The sequence below is a fragment of the Enterococcus casseliflavus genome, from assembly GCF_029215545.1.
GTDB classification, from domain to species: domain Bacteria; phylum Bacillota; class Bacilli; order Lactobacillales; family Enterococcaceae; genus Enterococcus_D; species Enterococcus_D casseliflavus.
On the sequence record NZ_CP119393.1, the window covers coordinates 1,902,104 to 1,920,133 of the forward strand.

The following is an 18,030-nucleotide window of genomic DNA, read 5'->3' on the forward strand; positions in this document are numbered from 1 at the left end:
ATCTCACCTCACAATCTGTGTTTGTTTTGTAATTCTATGTATAAAAAAAGACCTCAGTTGAGGTCTAATCTTTTTTTGGGGTTTTCAAATCGTTAAATTCATAATTAATCAAAAGAAGCATTTCAAGAAACCTAAGTATTTTAGTTGCATCATCTTTATTCTTTGATGCCCTGTTGTGTGTCGCCGAATTGCCTTCTTTTCTAATTTCATCTACCCAATTTCGGCTTTTTGGTGCAATGTACCCATTTTCGGACAAATAATCAACGTAGCTAACGAAACTCTTACCATCTTCTGCACCGAGGTCTACAGCAACATTGGCTAAGCATTTACGCGCAATCAAAATAGCTCCAGTATATGCCTCAGTTTTATAACAATCTCTAGTTTCATCATATAAATATTTGACATCATCCGGAAGGTTTTCTACGTGATTTCCGTATGCTTCACCAGGACTCTGATATCCGTTCATCCCAACCATGGAAATACAACCACACGAAGGACAAATCACAGCAAATACGCCATGGCCCGTTGCTACCATACCTCTTTGTGATCCTACCAAGGTTTCACAATATCCACATTGATAATCAATAGTTTGAGAAAGTCCCGCATCTCTTATACCCATCCCATGTGTTTCCCAACTTCTGGGATCAATAATTGGGTGTTCCATAAAATCACTCCTTTTCTTTTAATAATACCAAGAATGAAAAGGAACTACTATTTAAATTTAAAAAACAGCCCCCGAAGGACTGTTTAGTAGGAAGTATCAAAGATCATGTGAGTAATCTAATTGACAACTCCCAACGTCACTGGTGAGGATTTGAACCTCACAAGTCGTACCTCATTCTGAGATAGGTAATACCACTCTGCCACAGTGACATAATATAAAGACGGCTAGCGAATGAAGATAAGGAGTGTGTTCAACTCCATTCATAATAGATTTTTTGTCGCCGTCTTAATTAAATACAGGGCGCTGGGAATAATTTTCAGAAAGGAGGTCTGCCAACGTATCTTAAAGGAGTGCGCCCTGTTATTTACAATAATTGATAATACTATCTTACTATGGATTATTGACACTAAACCGCCATTATACCGCCAAAAAACCGCCATTTTTCAGCGATAAGCAACAAGCTTGCCACGACGATAACTTTCAGCAAATTCAACCAATGCATCTGATTTCATTCGCTCAATTTGCCGAACTGAATAGCCCATCTCATCTGCGATCCTTAAATTAGAATACTGATCTTGTAAACAGAAGCTATAATGAAGTATCTGTCTGCTTGTTAGCTTCAAAGCCATAAGCGCAACGATTATTGCATCTCTTTCTGTTTCTGCATCCAATCTTTGAATAAAAGCATCCTCGGACTTGTTTCCATTACTAGGTGTTCTAGGCATATCAGTAATAATCGGTGAGCGGACATCGATCTTTGAACGACCTGCAATCCGCTCCAACCGACGGTAGTTCTTCAAGACATATCGTGCATTCTTTCTCGTTTGAGAGAAATCAACTTCTCTTAGTAATAGCATCATTGCTCAATCGCCCCTTTATTTGGTATAATGAAGTTACCTTGGCGGGGACAAAATCATTATTTTGGGGGCATTGGGCGATTGCTTAATGCTTTTTATTTTGTTTCTTTTTCAATTTCTTTTATTTGTTCCATCAGTATAATTTCCACTATCAAAGCCATCTTGTTCCATAAAATAGCCTCCTTCATAGTTTCGCTCCTTTACTTCAGACGTTTTGTTCAATCTAACTTTTTCTTTGGCAATGGCTTGCTTCTCCTTTTCATCTAATTCTTTACCGAAAATCACACTTGCAAAAATTGTACATACAACTGCCAGAAAAATTGACAATGCAACCGTCATAAGCAATCATCCTTACAGATCAGTTCCCATCTTTCGATTTTATCTACTGGCAGCGTGAGAATGAATATTTGATTTTCAACTATAAACCTGCCCATCACTTCATTTGATTTTACTGGGCTTTCTTCAACTCCACGGATAAGTAGTTTTGAACCATTATCAGCATGGAAATAGTATTTATGCCCATTCTTTGCATTCGCTACAATTTGTTTTGCATTACGCTGTACAGTTCGTTTTTCCTCTTCCATTTTTAGAATTTTGTTTTCTTCACGTTCTAAGGCGGCTTCCCTCATTACTTGCCACATTGGTTTTTGATTTTTCATTTTCATCCTCCTGCTTCCATCGTATCTCGCACTAGCGGATCATTGATAATAATCTTGTACTTCCTATGCACTTCTTGTAACTGCTGTTCTAACTGCTCAATCTGCTTCTGCTGGTCAATTATTGTATAGGATAGCCAACTCAATCCAGCGATCGTTAACAGTATTATGATGATTGAGTGGCTAGTTTTCATTAGCTTGCTCCAACAGTTCTGGGTTCTCGCAGATGTTGCCTAAAATAGTTATATCGCTTGATGTTAAGTTAAAATTGTGCAAGAATATTTCTTCTAAATCTTCCGCATCAGGTAAACTCATGGAAACAGAAATACCATCAATTTCACTAGGTATAGGTTTGGGAGTGTCGAAATCATACTTGGCATCTTTGATTATCCATGCTGTTCCTGTTTCGTCTTTATCAACCACACCGATCATATGATTTTCTTGGTAATAGCCCATGGGCCACTCTTCCCAAAAGATATCAATGATGTCACCTCTATAAACGTCCTTTTCTTCATCGTCTTCGTGTGAATCTGACATATAACCTTTCAAACCAGTGGATTGCCCAAGCGTTTCAGGCACTATTTCAATTAAATATTCATGTAGTCTTTCTGGCGGATAGGCTACTTTGTCTGTCAAAAGAATAGGAATCATGTGGACCACGTTGCAAAAGCTATTTGGAATCGGAACTCCTACAACCCACTCTCCATTGTCTTTTCTTTTACCTCTAAATTTTGGTACCATCTTATCCCTCCTGTTCCTAATCAATATCATCTATATATTGACCTTCTTCAAAAATACTATACGCCGTAGTTCCATCGGCATTTTCAGTTTCTCCGAGGCAGTCATAATCTAAAAAAGCAACATATCCTGTTGGATAGAGAGTCACACAGTCTTTGTGATAATACTCATCATCCACTTCTATTACTTCATCATCCCATTTGAAATAGTCGGAACATGCTTTACATTTTTCCATAGTTACCTTATCCCTCCATTCCTTTATCGCTGACGATTGCGGATTTATTTGCTTTTTTATAATTTAAAGATTTTTAATTATCAAATAATCAAATACCAATATTTTCAATTCATTTACACTAATTCAATTAACTGGTATATAATCTAATTGAAAGGTGGTTTATCTATGAAAAAAATTTGTTTTGTCTTAGTGCTCAATAATGTGTTGTCGTATACGCCATTATCTCCAGGACTTCTTTCTAAAAAAGATACAAGCCTTAAAGATTATTTCTCTCAATTTTACGATGTTTCAGTAAATTATCTCCGGGACAAAGATAATGTTGACTACTTGGTTCTTCCTGAGCCATTCGCTCCTTTTGATAATGAAAATAACCTTCCTATCATAAAAGTTCCTTCTAAATTTTTTCTGACTAAAGATTTTGAAAAAATTAAAGAGTATATTGATGACTACTTTAAAGAAAACGGTGATAAGTAATATTATCCTCGATCGTTTATATCCCTTACTGATTGATGCCATTATCAATCAGTTTTTTATTTCGTCGGATAGCTGACTAACTTTTCGTAACACGCTTTAATGAGTTTTGCATCATAAAGCGCATTATGTTTTACACCAGCTACTTCTTCACCGATAAACTCTTCTCGTGAGACATCTGGATCAATGTTCTTCATTTTAAACAATGTGCAAATATCAAATGGGATATAATAAACATTTTCTGGAATACCAAAGGCACCACCAAACAACTCGTTAAACAATACCCAATCATAAGCTAAACAGTCTGACCATATTTCAACAGGAGGATTTGGGTTTGCCCAACCATCTAACTCTTTAAACCATTCTCTCAGTCCTTGTGCCACGAATTGTCGATCTCCTCGTACAATGTTTTCTTTTGTTGTCGGATTCCAATTACTTCCAATACCTTGAATAATATCTGCTAAGTAAAGATTATTGATCACGTTTTTTTGTAGCCAATGATCTACCTGCGACTTATCGTAATCCGTCAATTCTGCATAGAATGTATCCCCGTTTTCGGCAACTAAACCGATACTCACTAATGTTGTATTCTGACGTAACCCTGTGAATTCTGTATCTAAAAATACTTTCATCTTTCTTGCTCCTTCAGTTTTCTATTTTGGTGGATAGCAAACTTGTAGCTATGATCGCTGCTAGTAATAAAGCAAGGATGGTTTCATATTTCATTGGCTGTATCCAGTTGTTCACTAGCAACCAATTCTACTTTGTTGCTAACCCTAGCGTTGATCATATTCCACAATAATTCACTCGATGATTTCGTTCTCCTCGACCATGTTCCGAAACTACTAGAAGTGTCAAAAGCCACAATCAATCCTGTTCTAGGCTTATTCGGAACCAACACTTTTACACCATTGGGCAACAGTTCTTTTCGGAATAAATCTTCGGCTAGCTCTCTTTCGCATACTAGATAGTTTTCATCACCTAAAAATGTTTTTCCGTGACCGGAATTAAAATCAGACATGTAAGACTTAACTTCAAAAAAACTAAAGGTTCCTTTATCGATCGCTGCTGGGCTCATTCCATTTTGCATGATGTTAAACGGCTTGAAACCAACGAAATCTATTCTTGCTTTACCGAAATCTATTTCAACTTCTTCTGCCCAGAAGGTACATTTGTTAGTCAATTTCTTCCTCACTAGATCACTCAGACTTCTAGTGACATCATTTCTGTTCATCTTTTCCCTCCGATTCCGCTATCTCTGTCGATTCTTAACTATCAAATTTTTGATGTGACAACTTGAGTTCCTCGTCGCCAATCATCGAATATTTAAAGGTTGTATCTATGCTTTCATGGCCTAAGAAGTTCATCACCAGCTCGATCGGCATCCCGTGTCTTCTTGCCATGGTGGCTGCAGTACGTCTGAATCTATGCGGATGGACATTTGCCACACTTGCTCGATCACCCAAACGCTTAACTAGCTTCTGAACTCCTGCTGACGTCATTTCCTTGCCTACTGTTTGTCCGAAGAATAATGGTCCAGTGATATGTGGCACGTCTTTCAGATAGTGATTCAAAGCCATCTTTGCTTTTGCATTTAGATATAGCGTTCGCTGCTTATTGCCTTTACCGATCACTGTGATTGAGTCATTTTCCTGATCGTAATCCCGAAAATTGAGTGATACTAATTCTGAGACACGACATCCTGTACTCAGCAGCAGTTCAATAACAAGTGATTCTTTAGAATTTGCTGTTGCTGACCGCAACTTTTCAACTTCTAACTCGCTGAATTCCTGTTTCCTTCGTTTTGGCACTTTGATATTCTCCACTCTTGCGCTAGGATCTCGATCGATAAACTCTTCGATATAAAGCCAGTGAAAGAACCTAACTATGCAGCCGCGTTCACGAGCAAGCGTACCTTTAGATATTCGATCCTGAATTTCCCGGTTCGCAATAAAAAATCTAATGTCGTTTGTGGTGATATCCTTATACGGTTTTCTAAGCGTCCTCATGAAGAGATTGATTGTCTGCATATAAAGATTCAAAGTACCGCTCGAAAGCCCCTGTATCTTCTTGGAAACAAAGAATTGCTTGTATGCTGCAATATCAGATGTTTCATCGTATATCGCAACCTCATTTTTCTGTTCAGTAATTAGATATTTTGAACACTCAATTGTTAAAACATCTTTTAGCCGTCTCAGTTGATCCCCGCTTAGATGGTCCTGAAGTTCGAGTAATGTCCTATTGATCAATTTTTCTTGCAAGTAAGTCCACCTCGCTTCTAGCAGACCTCGTGGATTTTCTTAAGACTTACTACAGTCACATCGTTAAGATTTTGTTGTATTTCATCATCTTTTTCTTCAATACAGCTGAGGATTCTTACTCGTGCTGAATTCTTGTAGATTCGACTTACTTGCGCTCTTATCTGACCTGAAAAAGGTCTTCCCGGAGTGCAGATGTAGCTTTCACCAACTTTTACAGATCCTTTTTCTTGAACATTTGCTGATTCATATTCTCCAAAATCTTCGAATGGCGCTTTAATGCTTCTGCTTCTCATTGATGGTCCCTCCTAAAGTGGATTAATTTCGAGTTCTGTTCTTGGATTTAAGCTATATACTTTCCGGCAGATATTGACAGCGATTTGGCCATCGTCTTTATACAAAATACCGTTGACCGCATCCGTCACTGCTTTGAAATAATTATCGATATCTGGTTTCTTATCGCAATACATAGTCTCTTCTTCTAGCAAAGTCCTGTTTTTCTTCACTTTCAAGATATAGGCTGGTGGATATACGTAGAAACAAATATCGATCATCACAGGGCCTTTCTCAATCATCCGCGGCCTTGTTGACATAGCATGGTATTTGACTGCATTTTTGTATGCTTTCATCACTGATTCCTCATAGGGGGTCTTACGATGCTTGGTGAACCTCGGCCTTGATTGCGGTTTTGGTGTGATTGGTATGACGATTTTCAAGCCATCTGCTCCTTTCAATGCTTCGTTTTGTTTAGATATGCTGCTAGTTTCGCATCAAGCTCTGCTTGGCGCTCAGGTGATAACTGTTCTTCCCCCTGTTCGTTTACAGCCCAATCAGGTAGTTTTTCCTCACGTAGTGGTTTTTGATTATAGCCTTGTTTCTTAGCGCCTCTATTTCGCTGATAATCTCTTGCTTGATCGATTGTTTTAACGTTAGCATCTGCCCATTCCTGCAAAGATGCCGTTAAAAAGCTAATAGCTCTATTCTTAGGGACGTCTTTACTACCAGCAAGTTTAATAGCAGCCTCTACAAGTTCATCGCCATAGATATTCACCAGATTAAGCAGATCTTCAACCTGTACAACATTTGGAAAAAGCCATAATTTTTGGAAAGTTTTAAGGGACGCACTCTCGCCCGCTGTAGCATCTTCTTTTATTTCCTTTACTTTACTTTCCTTTACTTTACTTTGTTGATTATTCCCCTGATTAACTGAATTATTCCGCCCATTAATCGAGATATTCGACCGATTAACTTCATTTGTCAGCAAATACTTAAATTCAAGCTCAACTTTTTTGCGTTCCTTAGTGGCTAGAATGTATCTGTTTTGAATTCCTTTAGAAGTTAATACGGAGTATTTATCAAAAATATCTTTATCAAAGAATTTTACTTGCACGGCTTTTCTAACCAGTTCTTCAACTGTGCCCTCCTTCGTACCAACTTCGTCAGCCACTAAGAACGCAAGGTCGTCATCCCACAAAACGTAATACCCCTCATCACGATAAATATTAGCCAGCAGGGCGACCAGTATATGAACGGCTTCTTTACCGCATGCTTTAATAATTCTTCGAACTTTTAAATCTGATAAAAAATCGACATCCAGAGGAAAATAATCAAGACCTTTCTTTGTTGGTCTTGCCACGCTTATTCCTCCTAATCAGAGGGAGTTTAACTCCCTCATTATTTTTCTATCGGTGGATTTGATGTATCGAACAATGTTTCAATGTTTTCAGATTCTTCAACTCGTTCAGCTTCTTTAAGATCTTGATTCAATGGCTCCATATCTGATAAATCAGTTTCTTCAATCAAATCGTTGTTTTCGTCTACTCGAAAGACTTTCTCATCCGAAGTAATTGCTGATTGCATTTCTACAGATAAAAGGCCCCATTTGGATAACATATTCCTAAGAACTGTTTTAATGGCCATTGAGTCGTAATTATCGACCCAAGCGCCACTTAATTTTCCTTTGTCATATCCCTTAGCATTCTTGATGCGGTGACTTTCGATTTCTTGTTTGGTCCAGTAAACTGTTTTCTTAAAGCCGTTCAATAGTTCGAAGAATCCGACATAACCAATCACTTCATCTGATACTTTAGCTTTGTAGTCAAACGTAAATTCTTCGGTCAATGGATTCCAATCGATCAATTGCCCATCGTAGATTGCCAAAGCGTTAAGAGCTTTGTATTGACCACTTCGTTGAGCAAGTTGAATATAACCCTTGTATCCTAGAATGAATTGAGCTTCGTTATGCTTGACCCATTTGTTCCCAACCTTTTCTGATCGATTAAAGGGGACCACATAAGCATAACCAAGGTTCTTATCAATCGGCAGATCCATTGTCGCTGCTTTTAAAGCTGATGCAATGATCGTCATTGGCTCGGCTTGAGATAAGTAATTATCACCACCAACTAGAGTCATAAGGGATCCCATAAAGGAATCCGACTTCTCGTGAAGAATATCTGTAAATTTCTTTTTCATTGCTGGTGTGTTCATTAAAGCCTTGAATCCTAATTTAGATGGATCAACAACCTGGGTACTCTTTTCAGCTAATTGGTTCTTTAATACATCATTTGTGGCCATATTATTTTATCTCCTTTTCTGTAAGTCTTCGTGATTCAGTAACGTTATAGATTTCTTCGTCTTTAGCTACTTCTGGATATTTTTCAGCAAGTTTCTTGCTGTTCATTCTTCTAGTGGATACTATCTTCCAAGAAACGATGTTCTTTTGTGCGATACCGATACTCGCATTTCTTTTGCCGAGTTCGCTTATGATTTCGTTATCCACCTGGCGAATGGCTGTTTCGATCTCCTTTTTTGCTTTCTTAAGTTCCCTTTTTTGGTCAACTAAATTATCAAATGATGATGGCAATGTGGTTTCTGTTTCATCAAGTTCCGAATACCGATCTTTTAAAAAGTCTGACGTTGCTTCGCTACCATCTATTTCTGGTTCTTTGCCAGCTAAAACATTTTCCTCCCAGAAACTAACTAATCGTTCGGTGATCATGTCAATCAGTTCTTGATCACGATCAACTCGTTTCCAAATGAACTTTTGTCCACCAACCAAAACGGCAATGTAACAATATTTTTTATTTAAAACGTTCATGTAATGCTGAACCTGACACAAATAACTCAGTGGAACTTCTTCGCCCTCCCATTCTTTACCTAGGAAAGCATTTGCTGTTTTACATTCCAAAATAGCATTTTCCCCAACAACATCCCGATCGATGTTCGCTCGTAGAAATGGATGTAACGGATGCTCGAAAACCTGATTACGTCGACGAACTTTTTTTCCTGTTCGTTCTTGAAACTCTTTAGCGACAACTTCCTCTAACACATTTCCCCAATACGCTGGTTCGCTCTCAGTGTGTTCTAAATCGATTTGACCAGTCTTTTCTAGCCATAATTGATAAGGCGACTTCCATTTGTTTAACCCTAGGATTGTAGCGACATCTGAGCCACCTATACCCTTTCGCCGATCTAATAACCACTCGTCATGAGTCATTTCAAGAGTTGATTTACTCATCATCTGTCATCTCCTCAATTGAAATTGGTTGACCCCATCCGGGAGTTGTCAAATACTCGTCTAACGCTTGTTCAAAAGAATTCATTGTCATTTCTCCTTTTCTGTTTTAAAATGGAGACAAAGATATTTATCCAAATATTTGATGGACTTGCTATTGCTTTGGTCGGCTAGCAAGTCTTTTTTCTTTGTCTTGGTAATCTTTAGCAGCTAAATCGTAAACAACATTAGCGAAGCCCCATAAGAAAACTAATGTCAAACCTGCAGCAATGTGAATAGCTGAGAATGCTACTACAAATAGTAATAAAGTTGTTACGATGAATGTATTTTTGATTGATCTTTTCATGTTTAAGCCTCCTTAAGATTTACTACATTGCTAATTTTTTCCAAGTTTTTTCGTCTCTTGGCTTCCTTAATAACTTGATCAAACTGCTTTCCAGCACTTTCCCTTAAGAACCTTTCAGCTTCATATATGCTGACCACTTTATTTGTACTAAATTGAATACTTTGAATTGCACCGAGATTTACTAAAGCGTATATATTATCTTTGCTAGTCTTAAACTCAGCGGCTAGTTCTGGCAATGTGTAAACCAACATTTCTAATCATTCCTTTCTCTTGTTTCTGACTGCCTAGTCATATCTCGCATATCCCAACCAAATCTATTGCACATTGATGATAAAACAGATAATTCCAATCTAACTTCATCACTAAGCTCAAACCAATATAGTTTCAGATGATCGATCTCAATATCTGAAAGTTCATCCGGTTCGATAGTAAGCAAATCCCAAACTTCATATTTTTTCTCAACTTCAATTCGTTCCATTTCTTCCTTGTCTTGCCCAACCATTTTGGATAAAGGGTGATTATCTCTTCTTTTTCTGTTTAATGGTTTTGGTGTGTGGAATAGCGTTGCTGCAACCTCAAAGTCAACATTTGGATCTTGTAAGTATTCAGCAATATCTACAACCTTCTCAATCCCCATGGATCTACGTCCATTCAAAACATGACTCAGTAATTGTGGTGAAATATTTATATCCTGAGCCATCATCCTTTGATTAAGAGCTTGCTTGTCTACCTCCTTTCGATAGATAGCCGCAATGTTCTGTTCAATGGCATTTACGCTCATATCTTCATCTCCTTTGTATTTAGTTATTTATTTTCGTAGCAGTTGAACTGCCATAAAATGTACTTAAGCAACAAGTTCTGGTGTTGAGGCGAACTGCCATTTTTCGTCAATATAGGAATAAATGTCCTGTGCTACTTCATCGGTAGCTAAAAAACGAATGATGATTTCTTCGACACCGCCAGGGTTTATGAACAGTTCGCCTTCAATACCAATAGAAATATTAAATTTACGCTTAATCGCTGGAACGATCATTTCGATATATCGTTTAAGAAACCCAGAATCGATGTTTGCTTTAATCATTTGTGGTTTGTCTTTCATACTTCTACCTCTTTTAACTCATTTTTGTAGTTGAATGCTGTAAAAAAAATTTCCTCTTTAGGTTCATTGAAAATATCTTCAATGTGCTGCATTTGAGAGGGTTTTGGTGAAGTACGTCCGATTTCCCAAGAACTGACTGTTTTTTGAGAAACTTGAAGTAACTCGGCTAATTTATCTTGTGACATTGACTTATTTGCTCTGATTTCAGCTAGCTTGTTTTTCATGTAATCACCTCCGTTACTACCTTATGTAGTAATAATATACCACAAAAAGTAGTAAGTCAACTCTTTTACTACATTTTTTTGTAAAACCTCAATTTTTCTTTCTCTACCACAATATGTAGTATATAATTTTTGATGAAGGAGGGATCCCATGTTAAAAGATAGGCTTAAAGAGTTACGAGCATCTAAAAAAATGACACAAGTTGAATTAGCAAAAAAGCTCAATGTGTCACAGCAAACAGTAGGTAGTTGGGAAGTTGGCAGGGCCGAACCCAGTTCTGAAGCTTTAACAAAGATAGCGACCCTCTTCGATACTACAGTGGATTACTTACTTGGAATAGAAGATAAGAAAGCTGCCATTAAGATTTCATCCAAAGTGGACACCATAGCAGCTCATATAGATGACAATGTTACCGATCAACAAATGGATGAAATTTTAAACTTCATTGAATTTGTTAAAAATCGGGACCATAAAAAGTAGGTGATCGATTGCAATTGTCCGAAGAATTAATGTCAATGTTTCCTGACCTTACTTATAATATAGAACCATCTATGCCTGATTCTCAGAAAGGGTTACTAATTAATGATGTGATCTATCTCAATCCCAACCAAGAACGATATGAAATGAATAGCACCTTGGCAGAGGAACTAGGTCATTACCTCACCTCTTACGGGAATATTGTATTACAGGATACGAATGAGAAACGTAAACAAGAACGCCGGGCCAGAGATATTGGCGCTACTTTGGTAGTTACACCATACGATATAATAAACTGTTTTGAAGACGGTTGCAGAACCGTTTTAGATTGTGCGGTTCATCTTGAAGTCAGCGAAGAAACTTTTAAAGACGCTGTTAAGTATTACGCTCGTAGGTTCACAGGGATTAAAACAGAAAACAACTACACTCTCCTATTCCAACCGGATGGGACCGTAGCAGTTTTAAAATCATTTAATAATTTTTAGGAGGGGTTTCGTTGGAATTAGAAAAGTTTAAAGATGATTTGAAAAATTTGGGTAAAAGAGTTACGACGCTAAAAGATAATATTGCTACTGAAGAAGCCACAAAAACATCTCTAATTATGCCTTTCTTTGCTAGTTTAGGATATGACATATTTAATCCTACAGAGTTTGTACCTGAGTTTACAGCTGATGTAGGTATAAAAAAAGGTGAAAAAGTTGATTACGCAGTAGTATTAGATGGAAAACCTATGATACTTGTCGAAGCAAAATCTATTAATGAAGTATTAACAAAACATGATTCTCAGCTGTTCCGCTATTTTGGTACAACCGAATCAAAATTTGGAATTCTAACAAACGGAAAAGAATATAAATTTTTTACTGATCTAGACGAACCAAATAAAATGGATCTAACCCCTTTTCTTTCCATTGATATAACGAAAATTAAAGATTCTCAAATACCTGAATTAGTTAAATTCCATAAAGATAACTTCGACATAGATAAAATTATAAGTAGTGCATCAGAACTTAAATACTTAAGCAATCTAAAGACTTATCTTGATAAAGAATGGGAAAACCCTAGTGATGACTTCGTTAAATATTTATTAGGTGAAATATACGATGGAATGAAAACAAAACAAACCGTAGATAGATTTCAACCTATTATCAAGAAAGGTTTAAATCAATATATCCAAGAGAAAGTTAACGACAAACTTAATGCTGCGTTAAAGACTTCTACAACACCAGATGAAGTTATTATCGAAGACAATGATGAAGAAATCATAATTAAAGATGGTGGAGAAATTGTTACCACACCAGAAGAATTGGAATCATATACTATAGTTAAAATCGTTCTAAAAGATTTGATTTCTCTAGACCGTCTGTTTTATAGAGATAACAAAAGTTACTTTAACATTTTGCTAGATGACAACATTAGAAAATGGATATTACGTGTGAGAATTGGAAGTGCAACTAGTAAAATTGAACTCAACAATGAAGAAAAAACAGTATTTGAAATTGACTCACCTATAGATATTTACAACTATTCAGATGATATTATCAATGTAACGAAAAAATTCTTGTAGGAGGATAATATGAGACTCTTTAGTAAAAAAAATAAAAACGCTCCTACTGCAATGCAAAAAGCTACGCAATCTGTAATGCTAAGCATTCAATCTGATAGTAGAGGTAAGGTTAAACTGACTCAAAGCTCGAAAAGGCTTATACAAATGAATCCTGGAGAAGTTCAATTCATTGAAGAAAAAGGCAAGATTTATACTTTAAATAAGGTTGATCTAGACATCATTCCTAATTCAAAACATTCAAGCGGATTGCTTTACCTAACTGATAAAGATAATGGTCAAAAAATCGTTATCGGGTTTCAAGTTTCAAAGGACGCAGGAATGTTCTTGAAAACATTCATACCCGCTTTTTGATTAGCCTTCGGGCTTTTCTTTTTCAATACAAAAGAACATACGTTTGTATGTTTCTGGCGTATTTATATACAAAACAGGTTTTAAGGAGGGATTGTCATGAATGGACATGTGCGGAAAATTGGCGGTAAATGGCATTACGTAATCGAAATGGCAAAAGTTGGGGGCAAACGCCAACGTATACAAAAAGGCGGTTGGAATACAAAAACAGAGGCACAAGAAAAACTAAGAGAGGCCTTAAGTCTTTATAAAGATGGAGGAAAAGTTGATATTAAGGAAATGAGTGTTTCTGATTACTTTGAATACTGGATGGAAAACTATGTTGAAAAGAAGTTAAAATACAACACTCAGAAAAATTATCAAAATGCGGTTAACAAATACATAAAACCAGAAATTGGCAAATACTATCTCAGCTCTATTGGGCCAGCAAGATTGCAAGAGTTGGTAAATAAATTACCTGATGGGTTTAGTACCCCACTATCTAAACATTCAGTTGAAATTATCTTTACTGTTTTAAAAGGTGCATTCAAAAGAGCAGTCTATCCTTGGCAAGCAATCAATAACAATCCAATGATCTACGTTGAGATGCCATCTTTTGAAAACAAGCCTAAGCAAACACGTGACGATATGAAAATAATCACTATGGAGCAGTATCAGGCTATTTTAGATAGCAATCCACCTTCTAGCCCCTTTCATCTACCATTAATGATCGGGTTTCATACTGGATTACGCCGCGGTGAGGTTTGCGGTCTCCAATGGTCCGATATTTCATTTGAGGATCAAACATTGACTGTGGATCGCATCATGCTTCAAGATAAACATGGCATACAGTTAGGAACACCAAAAACGCAATCTAGTTTTCGAACAATAGCAATAGATGATATTTTGCTCCAAGAATTAAAGAGAGTCCGCAAGCGCCAGTCTGAGAATAAACTTCGTCATGGAAAATACTATTTTGATAGTCAATTTGTTTGCACTAAGGAAAACGGTGAACCTGTCACACCGAATTCAATCAAATGGCATAGTGGAAAAGTAAAAAAAGAATTAGGATTCGATTTCAACTTTCATTCCCTTAGACACACACATGCCACTATGCTTTTGGAGGATGGTGTAAAGCCTAAAATAGTACAAGAAAGACTTGGCCATTCCAGAATTTCAACTACCATGGATAAGTACGTCCATGTAACGAAAAAAATGAGAACAGAAGCTGTTGATATATTCGCCCAAAGACTAAGAAGATCATCAAATTAGAATTTAGTTTTCATAAAAAATGTCGCCCTAAAATAAATTAGGGCGACAAATGGGCGAATAAAAAATGAAAATTAGATTTTATTATCAAATATTTTCAAACAAACCCTTGCTATTTCTTCGGTTCATCCTCATCCATTTTCAGAACAGCCATGAAGGCTTCTTGCGGTACTTCGACGGAGCCGATTTGTTTCATCCGCTTCTTCCCTTCTTTTTGTTTCTCTAGGAGTTTGCGTTTTCGAGAAACGTCACCGCCGTAACATTTCGCCAATACGTTTTTACGCAAGGCTTTGATGTCGGAACGCGCAACGATTTTTTGTCCGATGGCTGCTTGGATCGGTACTTCAAATTGTTGTCGTGGGATCAGTTTTTTCAGTTTTTCAACGATGGCTTTACCGCGTTCATAAGCAAAGTCACGGTGAACGATAAAGCTTAACGCATCGACTTTTTCAGTATTCAGCAAGATGTCCATCTTCACTAGCTTGCTAGTTCGGTAACCAGACATTTCGTAATCGAGTGATGCGTAGCCTTTGGTGCTGGATTTCAATTTATCAAAGAAATCAAAGACGATTTCCGATAATGGGATCTCATAAACGACGTTCACTCGATAATCATCCAAGTAATCCATCGTGACAAAGTCTCCCCGTTTGCGTTGGGACAATTCCATTACAGCACCGACGTAATCATTAGGCACCATGATTTGTGCTTTGACGTAAGGTTCTTGTACGTTTTCGATCGTGACTGGTTCAGGAAATTCTGCTGGGTTATCAACGACGACCATTGAGCCATCTGTCTTGTTGACATGATAGATTACGGATGGTGCAGTCGTAATCAACTCAAGGTTAAATTCACGTTCTAGCCGTTCTTGCACGACATCCATGTGTAATAGGCCTAAGAAGCCGCAACGGAACCCAAATCCTAATGCTTGAGAGGTTTCTGGTTCAAATTGCAATGCTGCATCATTCAATTGTAATTTTTCCAATGCTTCTCGAAGGTCGTTGTAGCGTGAAGTATCGATTGGGTACAATCCGCAATAAACCATCGGATTCATTTGACGATAACCAGCTAAGGCTTCTTCTGCTGGATTGTTGGCTAATGTCACCGTATCCCCGACTTGGGTATCTTTAACGGTCTTGATGGCAGCAGTGATATACCCAACATCGCCGACCATCAACGCATCTCGTTGAATGGCTTTTGGTGAAAAGACACCAACTTCCGTAACATCAAAGGTCTTGCCATTGCTCATCATTTTGATTTTATCTCCAGGTTTGACCATCCCGTCCATGATACGGACGTTTAAGACCACCCCACGATAGGAATCGTACACGGAGTCAAAGATCAACGCTTTTAGCGGTGCTTCAATATCACCTGCGGGAGCTGGGACATACTCAACGATTTGTTCCAAAATGTCTTCGATCCCAATACCTGCTTTGGCACTTGCTAAAACAGCTTCACTGGCATCGATACCGATCACATCTTCGATCTCTGTTCGTACTCGCTCAGGATCGGCAGCTGGCAAGTCTATTTTATTAATGACTGGTAGGATCTCTAAATCATTGTCTAACGCCAAGTAGACGTTTGCCAATGTCTGTGCTTCGATCCCTTGAGCTGCATCAACGACGAGCACGGCGCCTTCACAAGCAGCCAAACTGCGGGAAACTTCATAGGTGAAATCGACGTGCCCTGGGGTGTCGATCAAATGGAAAATGTAGGTTTCGCCGTCTTTGGCGGTATAGTTAAGTTCCACGGCATTTAATTTGATCGTGATTCCTCGTTCACGTTCAAGATCCATGGAGTCTAATAATTGGTTTTGCATTTCCCGTGACGTCACCGTATGGGTTTGTTCCAAAATACGGTCCGCCAGTGTTGATTTCCCATGGTCGATATGGGCGATAATGGAGAAATTACGAATCTTCTCCTGTCGTTTTTTCATTTCTTCTATGTTCATGGATACGTTCCTCATTTCTTTTAGTCAGCTTTTCTATTATACCAACGAAACGCCAATAGATAAAGTATTTTTCTTAACCGTTATTTAGACATATTCATTCAGGTTTTGCTATACTAGAGCTAGCAAATAAATTGGAGTTGAAAGAATGGACAATAATTTTCATCAAAATCTACATATTCGAGCGGTGGAAGAAAAAGACGTTGATCAGTTCAATGAACTGTTAAGCTATGTTTTTCAGATCACTGAATCGGATATTGAAGAAAGCGGCTATGAGAGCAAACGGGAAATGATCAAATCTAAGCGCCCGATCTTAGAGCTTTCCAAGGTCTTTGGCTGGTTCAATGAAGACAAGTTGATCTCGCAAATCGCCGTTTATCCTTGTGAAGTCAATATACACGGCAAATTGATCAAAATGGGCGGAGTGACCGGTGTTGGGACCTACCCAGAATATGCCGGACATGGCCTGATGAAAGACTTGATCAAGCTTGCCTTAGAAACGATGCGGGAAGATCAGCAATGGATCTCCTACCTTTACCCTTATAATGTGCCCTACTATCGTCGCAAGGGCTGGGAGATCATGTCCGACAAGCTGACCTTCAAAATTCGTGATACCCAGCTTCCGAAAACCAAAGAAGTCCCTGGGATCGTAGAGCGCAAAGAAGTGGATGACCCTGATGTCTTTACTGTCTACAACCAATTCTCCCGCGACAATCATGGTGCCTTGCAGCGGACCTCTTTTCACTGGGAAGAGTATTGGCGCTATGAAAATGAAGAAGAGCGCACCGCGGCTGTTTATTACAATGCCAGTGGTCATCCGACTGGTGTACTTTTTTATTGGGTAGCCGAAGAAGTCTTCCATGTAAAGGAAATGTTCTACTTGAATCAAGAAGCCCGCAATGGTCTTTGGAATTTTATCTCTGCTCATTTCTCAATGGTTTATTGGGTCAAAGGAGACATTTATTCAAATGAACCCCTGTCCTTCTACTTGGATGACAGCCAAATCAAAGAAACCATCGAGCCTTATTACATGGCGCGGATCGTCGATGTTGAACAGTTTTTGAAAAACTTCCCATTTGAAGCCTTCCAAACACCCTTTCACTTTGTTGTTTCCGACCCAGTTGCCGATTGGAACAACGGGATCTTCGGTGTCCAATACAATCACGGGGAGATCGTGGTTTCAAGAGAAGCCATCGGAAAAGCGGTCCAGCTGGATATTCAGACATTGTCTTGTCTGTTGATGAATTACCGCCGCCCAGCTTACTTAGAGCGTGTGGAACGGCTAAATACCGATTCAGAAACACTGGCATTACTGGAATCGATCATCCCTGATATGGAAGCCTATTTCAGCGATTATTTCTAAACAACGAATCAACAAAATGTACAAC

General features: G+C 38.1%; 28 protein-coding genes. 7 read left to right on the forward strand and 21 right to left on the reverse strand.

Annotated elements, in window-relative coordinates; translation table 11 throughout:
• Positions 1–64 precede the first annotated feature (64 nt).
• The 7 genes from P0G38_RS09275 to P0G38_RS09305 all read right to left on the reverse strand — a co-directional run bounded on the left by P0G38_RS09275 (position 65) and on the right by P0G38_RS09305 (position 3,150).
• A complete protein-coding gene (locus P0G38_RS09275) occupies positions 65–664 on the reverse strand; it encodes a DUF4145 domain-containing protein (protein ID WP_275850331.1) in 600 nt (199 codons plus the stop codon).
• Positions 665–1,107: 443 nt separating this feature from the next.
• The gene (locus tag P0G38_RS09280) at positions 1,108–1,524 is read right to left on the reverse strand and encodes an ArpU family phage packaging/lysis transcriptional regulator (RefSeq protein WP_016608639.1); all 417 of its coding nucleotides are present in this window, start codon (positions 1,522–1,524) and stop codon (positions 1,108–1,110) included.
• A 108-nt stretch (positions 1,525–1,632) separates the two neighbouring features.
• A complete protein-coding gene (locus P0G38_RS09285; RefSeq protein WP_275850335.1) occupies positions 1,633–1,860 on the reverse strand; it encodes a hypothetical protein in 228 nt (75 codons plus the stop codon).
• The gene (locus P0G38_RS09290) at positions 1,857–2,180 is read right to left on the reverse strand and encodes a hypothetical protein (protein WP_275850337.1); all 324 of its coding nucleotides are present in this window, start codon (positions 2,178–2,180) and stop codon (positions 1,857–1,859) included. Before P0G38_RS09290 ends, P0G38_RS09285 begins: the two co-directional genes overlap by 4 nt.
• Before the next feature lie 2 nt (positions 2,181–2,182).
• Positions 2,183–2,371 (reverse strand): hypothetical protein, encoded by a 189-nt coding sequence (locus P0G38_RS09295; protein ID WP_275850339.1) that lies wholly within the window; start codon positions 2,369–2,371, stop codon positions 2,183–2,185.
• Positions 2,361–2,918, reverse strand: coding sequence for a YopX family protein (locus tag P0G38_RS09300; protein ID WP_275850341.1), 558 nt, complete (start codon positions 2,916–2,918; stop codon positions 2,361–2,363). The genes P0G38_RS09295 and P0G38_RS09300 overlap by 11 nt, the downstream gene beginning before the upstream one ends.
• Before the next feature lie 16 nt (positions 2,919–2,934).
• Positions 2,935–3,150 carry a hypothetical protein gene (locus tag P0G38_RS09305; RefSeq protein WP_275850343.1) on the reverse strand — a complete coding sequence of 72 codons (216 nt, stop codon included), beginning with the start codon at positions 3,148–3,150 and terminating at the stop codon, positions 2,935–2,937.
• 165 nt (positions 3,151–3,315) lie between these two features.
• Between P0G38_RS09305 and P0G38_RS09310 the strand changes: the two genes are divergently transcribed.
• Entirely contained in the window at positions 3,316–3,624 is a 309-nt protein-coding gene (locus P0G38_RS09310; protein WP_275850345.1) for a hypothetical protein, read from the forward strand.
• Positions 3,625–3,680: 56 nt separating this feature from the next.
• On the opposite strand, the gene P0G38_RS09315 is transcribed toward P0G38_RS09310, so the two are convergent.
• The 13 genes from P0G38_RS09315 to P0G38_RS09375 all read right to left on the reverse strand — a co-directional run bounded on the left by P0G38_RS09315 (position 3,681) and on the right by P0G38_RS09375 (position 11,062).
• Positions 3,681–4,253, reverse strand: coding sequence for a 3'-5' exoribonuclease domain-containing protein (locus P0G38_RS09315; RefSeq protein WP_275850347.1), 573 nt, complete (start codon positions 4,251–4,253; stop codon positions 3,681–3,683).
• Positions 4,254–4,336: 83 nt separating this feature from the next.
• Complete coding sequence (locus P0G38_RS09320; RefSeq protein WP_275850349.1) at positions 4,337–4,855, reverse strand: hypothetical protein; 519 nt, start codon at positions 4,853–4,855, stop codon at positions 4,337–4,339.
• Between the two features lie 34 nt (positions 4,856–4,889).
• A complete protein-coding gene (locus P0G38_RS09325) occupies positions 4,890–5,882 on the reverse strand; it encodes a tyrosine-type recombinase/integrase (protein ID WP_275850351.1) in 993 nt (330 codons plus the stop codon).
• A gap of 17 nt (positions 5,883–5,899) precedes the next feature.
• A complete protein-coding gene (locus P0G38_RS09330; protein ID WP_275850353.1) occupies positions 5,900–6,175 on the reverse strand; it encodes a hypothetical protein in 276 nt (91 codons plus the stop codon).
• Positions 6,176–6,187: 12 nt separating this feature from the next.
• Positions 6,188–6,595, reverse strand: coding sequence for a RusA family crossover junction endodeoxyribonuclease (locus P0G38_RS09335; protein WP_275850355.1), 408 nt, complete (start codon positions 6,593–6,595; stop codon positions 6,188–6,190).
• Positions 6,596–6,609: 14 nt separating this feature from the next.
• A complete protein-coding gene (locus P0G38_RS09340) occupies positions 6,610–7,515 on the reverse strand; it encodes a Lin1244/Lin1753 domain-containing protein (RefSeq protein ID WP_275850356.1) in 906 nt (301 codons plus the stop codon).
• A gap of 38 nt (positions 7,516–7,553) precedes the next feature.
• Positions 7,554–8,453 (reverse strand): recombinase RecT, encoded by a 900-nt coding sequence (locus P0G38_RS09345; protein WP_275850358.1) that lies wholly within the window; start codon positions 8,451–8,453, stop codon positions 7,554–7,556.
• Position 8,454: 1 nt separating this feature from the next.
• Positions 8,455–9,396 (reverse strand): YqaJ viral recombinase family nuclease, encoded by a 942-nt coding sequence (locus tag P0G38_RS09350; RefSeq protein ID WP_275850359.1) that lies wholly within the window; start codon positions 9,394–9,396, stop codon positions 8,455–8,457.
• Between the two features lie 151 nt (positions 9,397–9,547).
• Entirely contained in the window at positions 9,548–9,739 is a 192-nt protein-coding gene (locus P0G38_RS09355; RefSeq protein WP_060792028.1) for a hypothetical protein, read from the reverse strand.
• A gap of 2 nt (positions 9,740–9,741) precedes the next feature.
• Positions 9,742–9,990 carry a hypothetical protein gene (locus tag P0G38_RS09360; RefSeq protein ID WP_060792029.1) on the reverse strand — a complete coding sequence of 83 codons (249 nt, stop codon included), beginning with the start codon at positions 9,988–9,990 and terminating at the stop codon, positions 9,742–9,744.
• Positions 9,991–9,992: 2 nt separating this feature from the next.
• Positions 9,993–10,520, reverse strand: coding sequence for a helix-turn-helix domain-containing protein (locus tag P0G38_RS09365; RefSeq protein WP_142967516.1), 528 nt, complete (start codon positions 10,518–10,520; stop codon positions 9,993–9,995).
• Between the two features lie 63 nt (positions 10,521–10,583).
• Positions 10,584–10,838 carry a hypothetical protein gene (locus tag P0G38_RS09370; protein WP_275850364.1) on the reverse strand — a complete coding sequence of 85 codons (255 nt, stop codon included), beginning with the start codon at positions 10,836–10,838 and terminating at the stop codon, positions 10,584–10,586.
• Entirely contained in the window at positions 10,835–11,062 is a 228-nt protein-coding gene (locus P0G38_RS09375; RefSeq protein ID WP_010748222.1) for a helix-turn-helix transcriptional regulator, read from the reverse strand. Before P0G38_RS09375 ends, P0G38_RS09370 begins: the two co-directional genes overlap by 4 nt.
• Before the next feature lie 148 nt (positions 11,063–11,210).
• Here P0G38_RS09375 and P0G38_RS09380 point away from each other — a divergent pair, with 148 nt between their 5' ends.
• From P0G38_RS09380 to P0G38_RS09400, 5 genes are all read left to right on the forward strand, one after another.
• Positions 11,211–11,540 carry a helix-turn-helix transcriptional regulator gene (locus P0G38_RS09380; protein ID WP_176333336.1) on the forward strand — a complete coding sequence of 110 codons (330 nt, stop codon included), beginning with the start codon at positions 11,211–11,213 and terminating at the stop codon, positions 11,538–11,540.
• Positions 11,541–11,548: 8 nt separating this feature from the next.
• Positions 11,549–12,022, forward strand: a complete 474-nt coding sequence (locus P0G38_RS09385; RefSeq protein WP_010748220.1) for an ImmA/IrrE family metallo-endopeptidase — start codon at positions 11,549–11,551, stop codon at positions 12,020–12,022.
• Between the two features lie 11 nt (positions 12,023–12,033).
• Positions 12,034–13,101, forward strand: a complete 1,068-nt coding sequence (locus tag P0G38_RS09390) for a type I restriction endonuclease (RefSeq protein ID WP_010748219.1) — start codon at positions 12,034–12,036, stop codon at positions 13,099–13,101.
• Positions 13,102–13,110: 9 nt separating this feature from the next.
• Complete coding sequence (locus P0G38_RS09395; RefSeq protein WP_010748218.1) at positions 13,111–13,452, forward strand: hypothetical protein; 342 nt, start codon at positions 13,111–13,113, stop codon at positions 13,450–13,452.
• Positions 13,453–13,548: 96 nt separating this feature from the next.
• Positions 13,549–14,700: a site-specific integrase gene (locus P0G38_RS09400; RefSeq protein WP_275850372.1), complete on the forward strand. Its 1,152-nt coding sequence runs from the start codon at positions 13,549–13,551 to the stop codon at positions 14,698–14,700.
• Positions 14,701–14,809: 109 nt separating this feature from the next.
• Here P0G38_RS09400 and lepA read toward each other — a convergent pair whose 3' ends face one another.
• Positions 14,810–16,645, reverse strand: a complete 1,836-nt coding sequence (gene lepA, locus P0G38_RS09405; protein ID WP_005226023.1) for a translation elongation factor 4 — start codon at positions 16,643–16,645, stop codon at positions 14,810–14,812.
• Positions 16,646–16,790: 145 nt separating this feature from the next.
• On the opposite strand from lepA, the gene P0G38_RS09410 reads away from it, so the two are divergent.
• Complete coding sequence (locus tag P0G38_RS09410) at positions 16,791–18,005, forward strand: GNAT family N-acetyltransferase (RefSeq protein WP_005226022.1); 1,215 nt, start codon at positions 16,791–16,793, stop codon at positions 18,003–18,005.
• Positions 18,006–18,030: the final 25 nt, after the last annotated feature.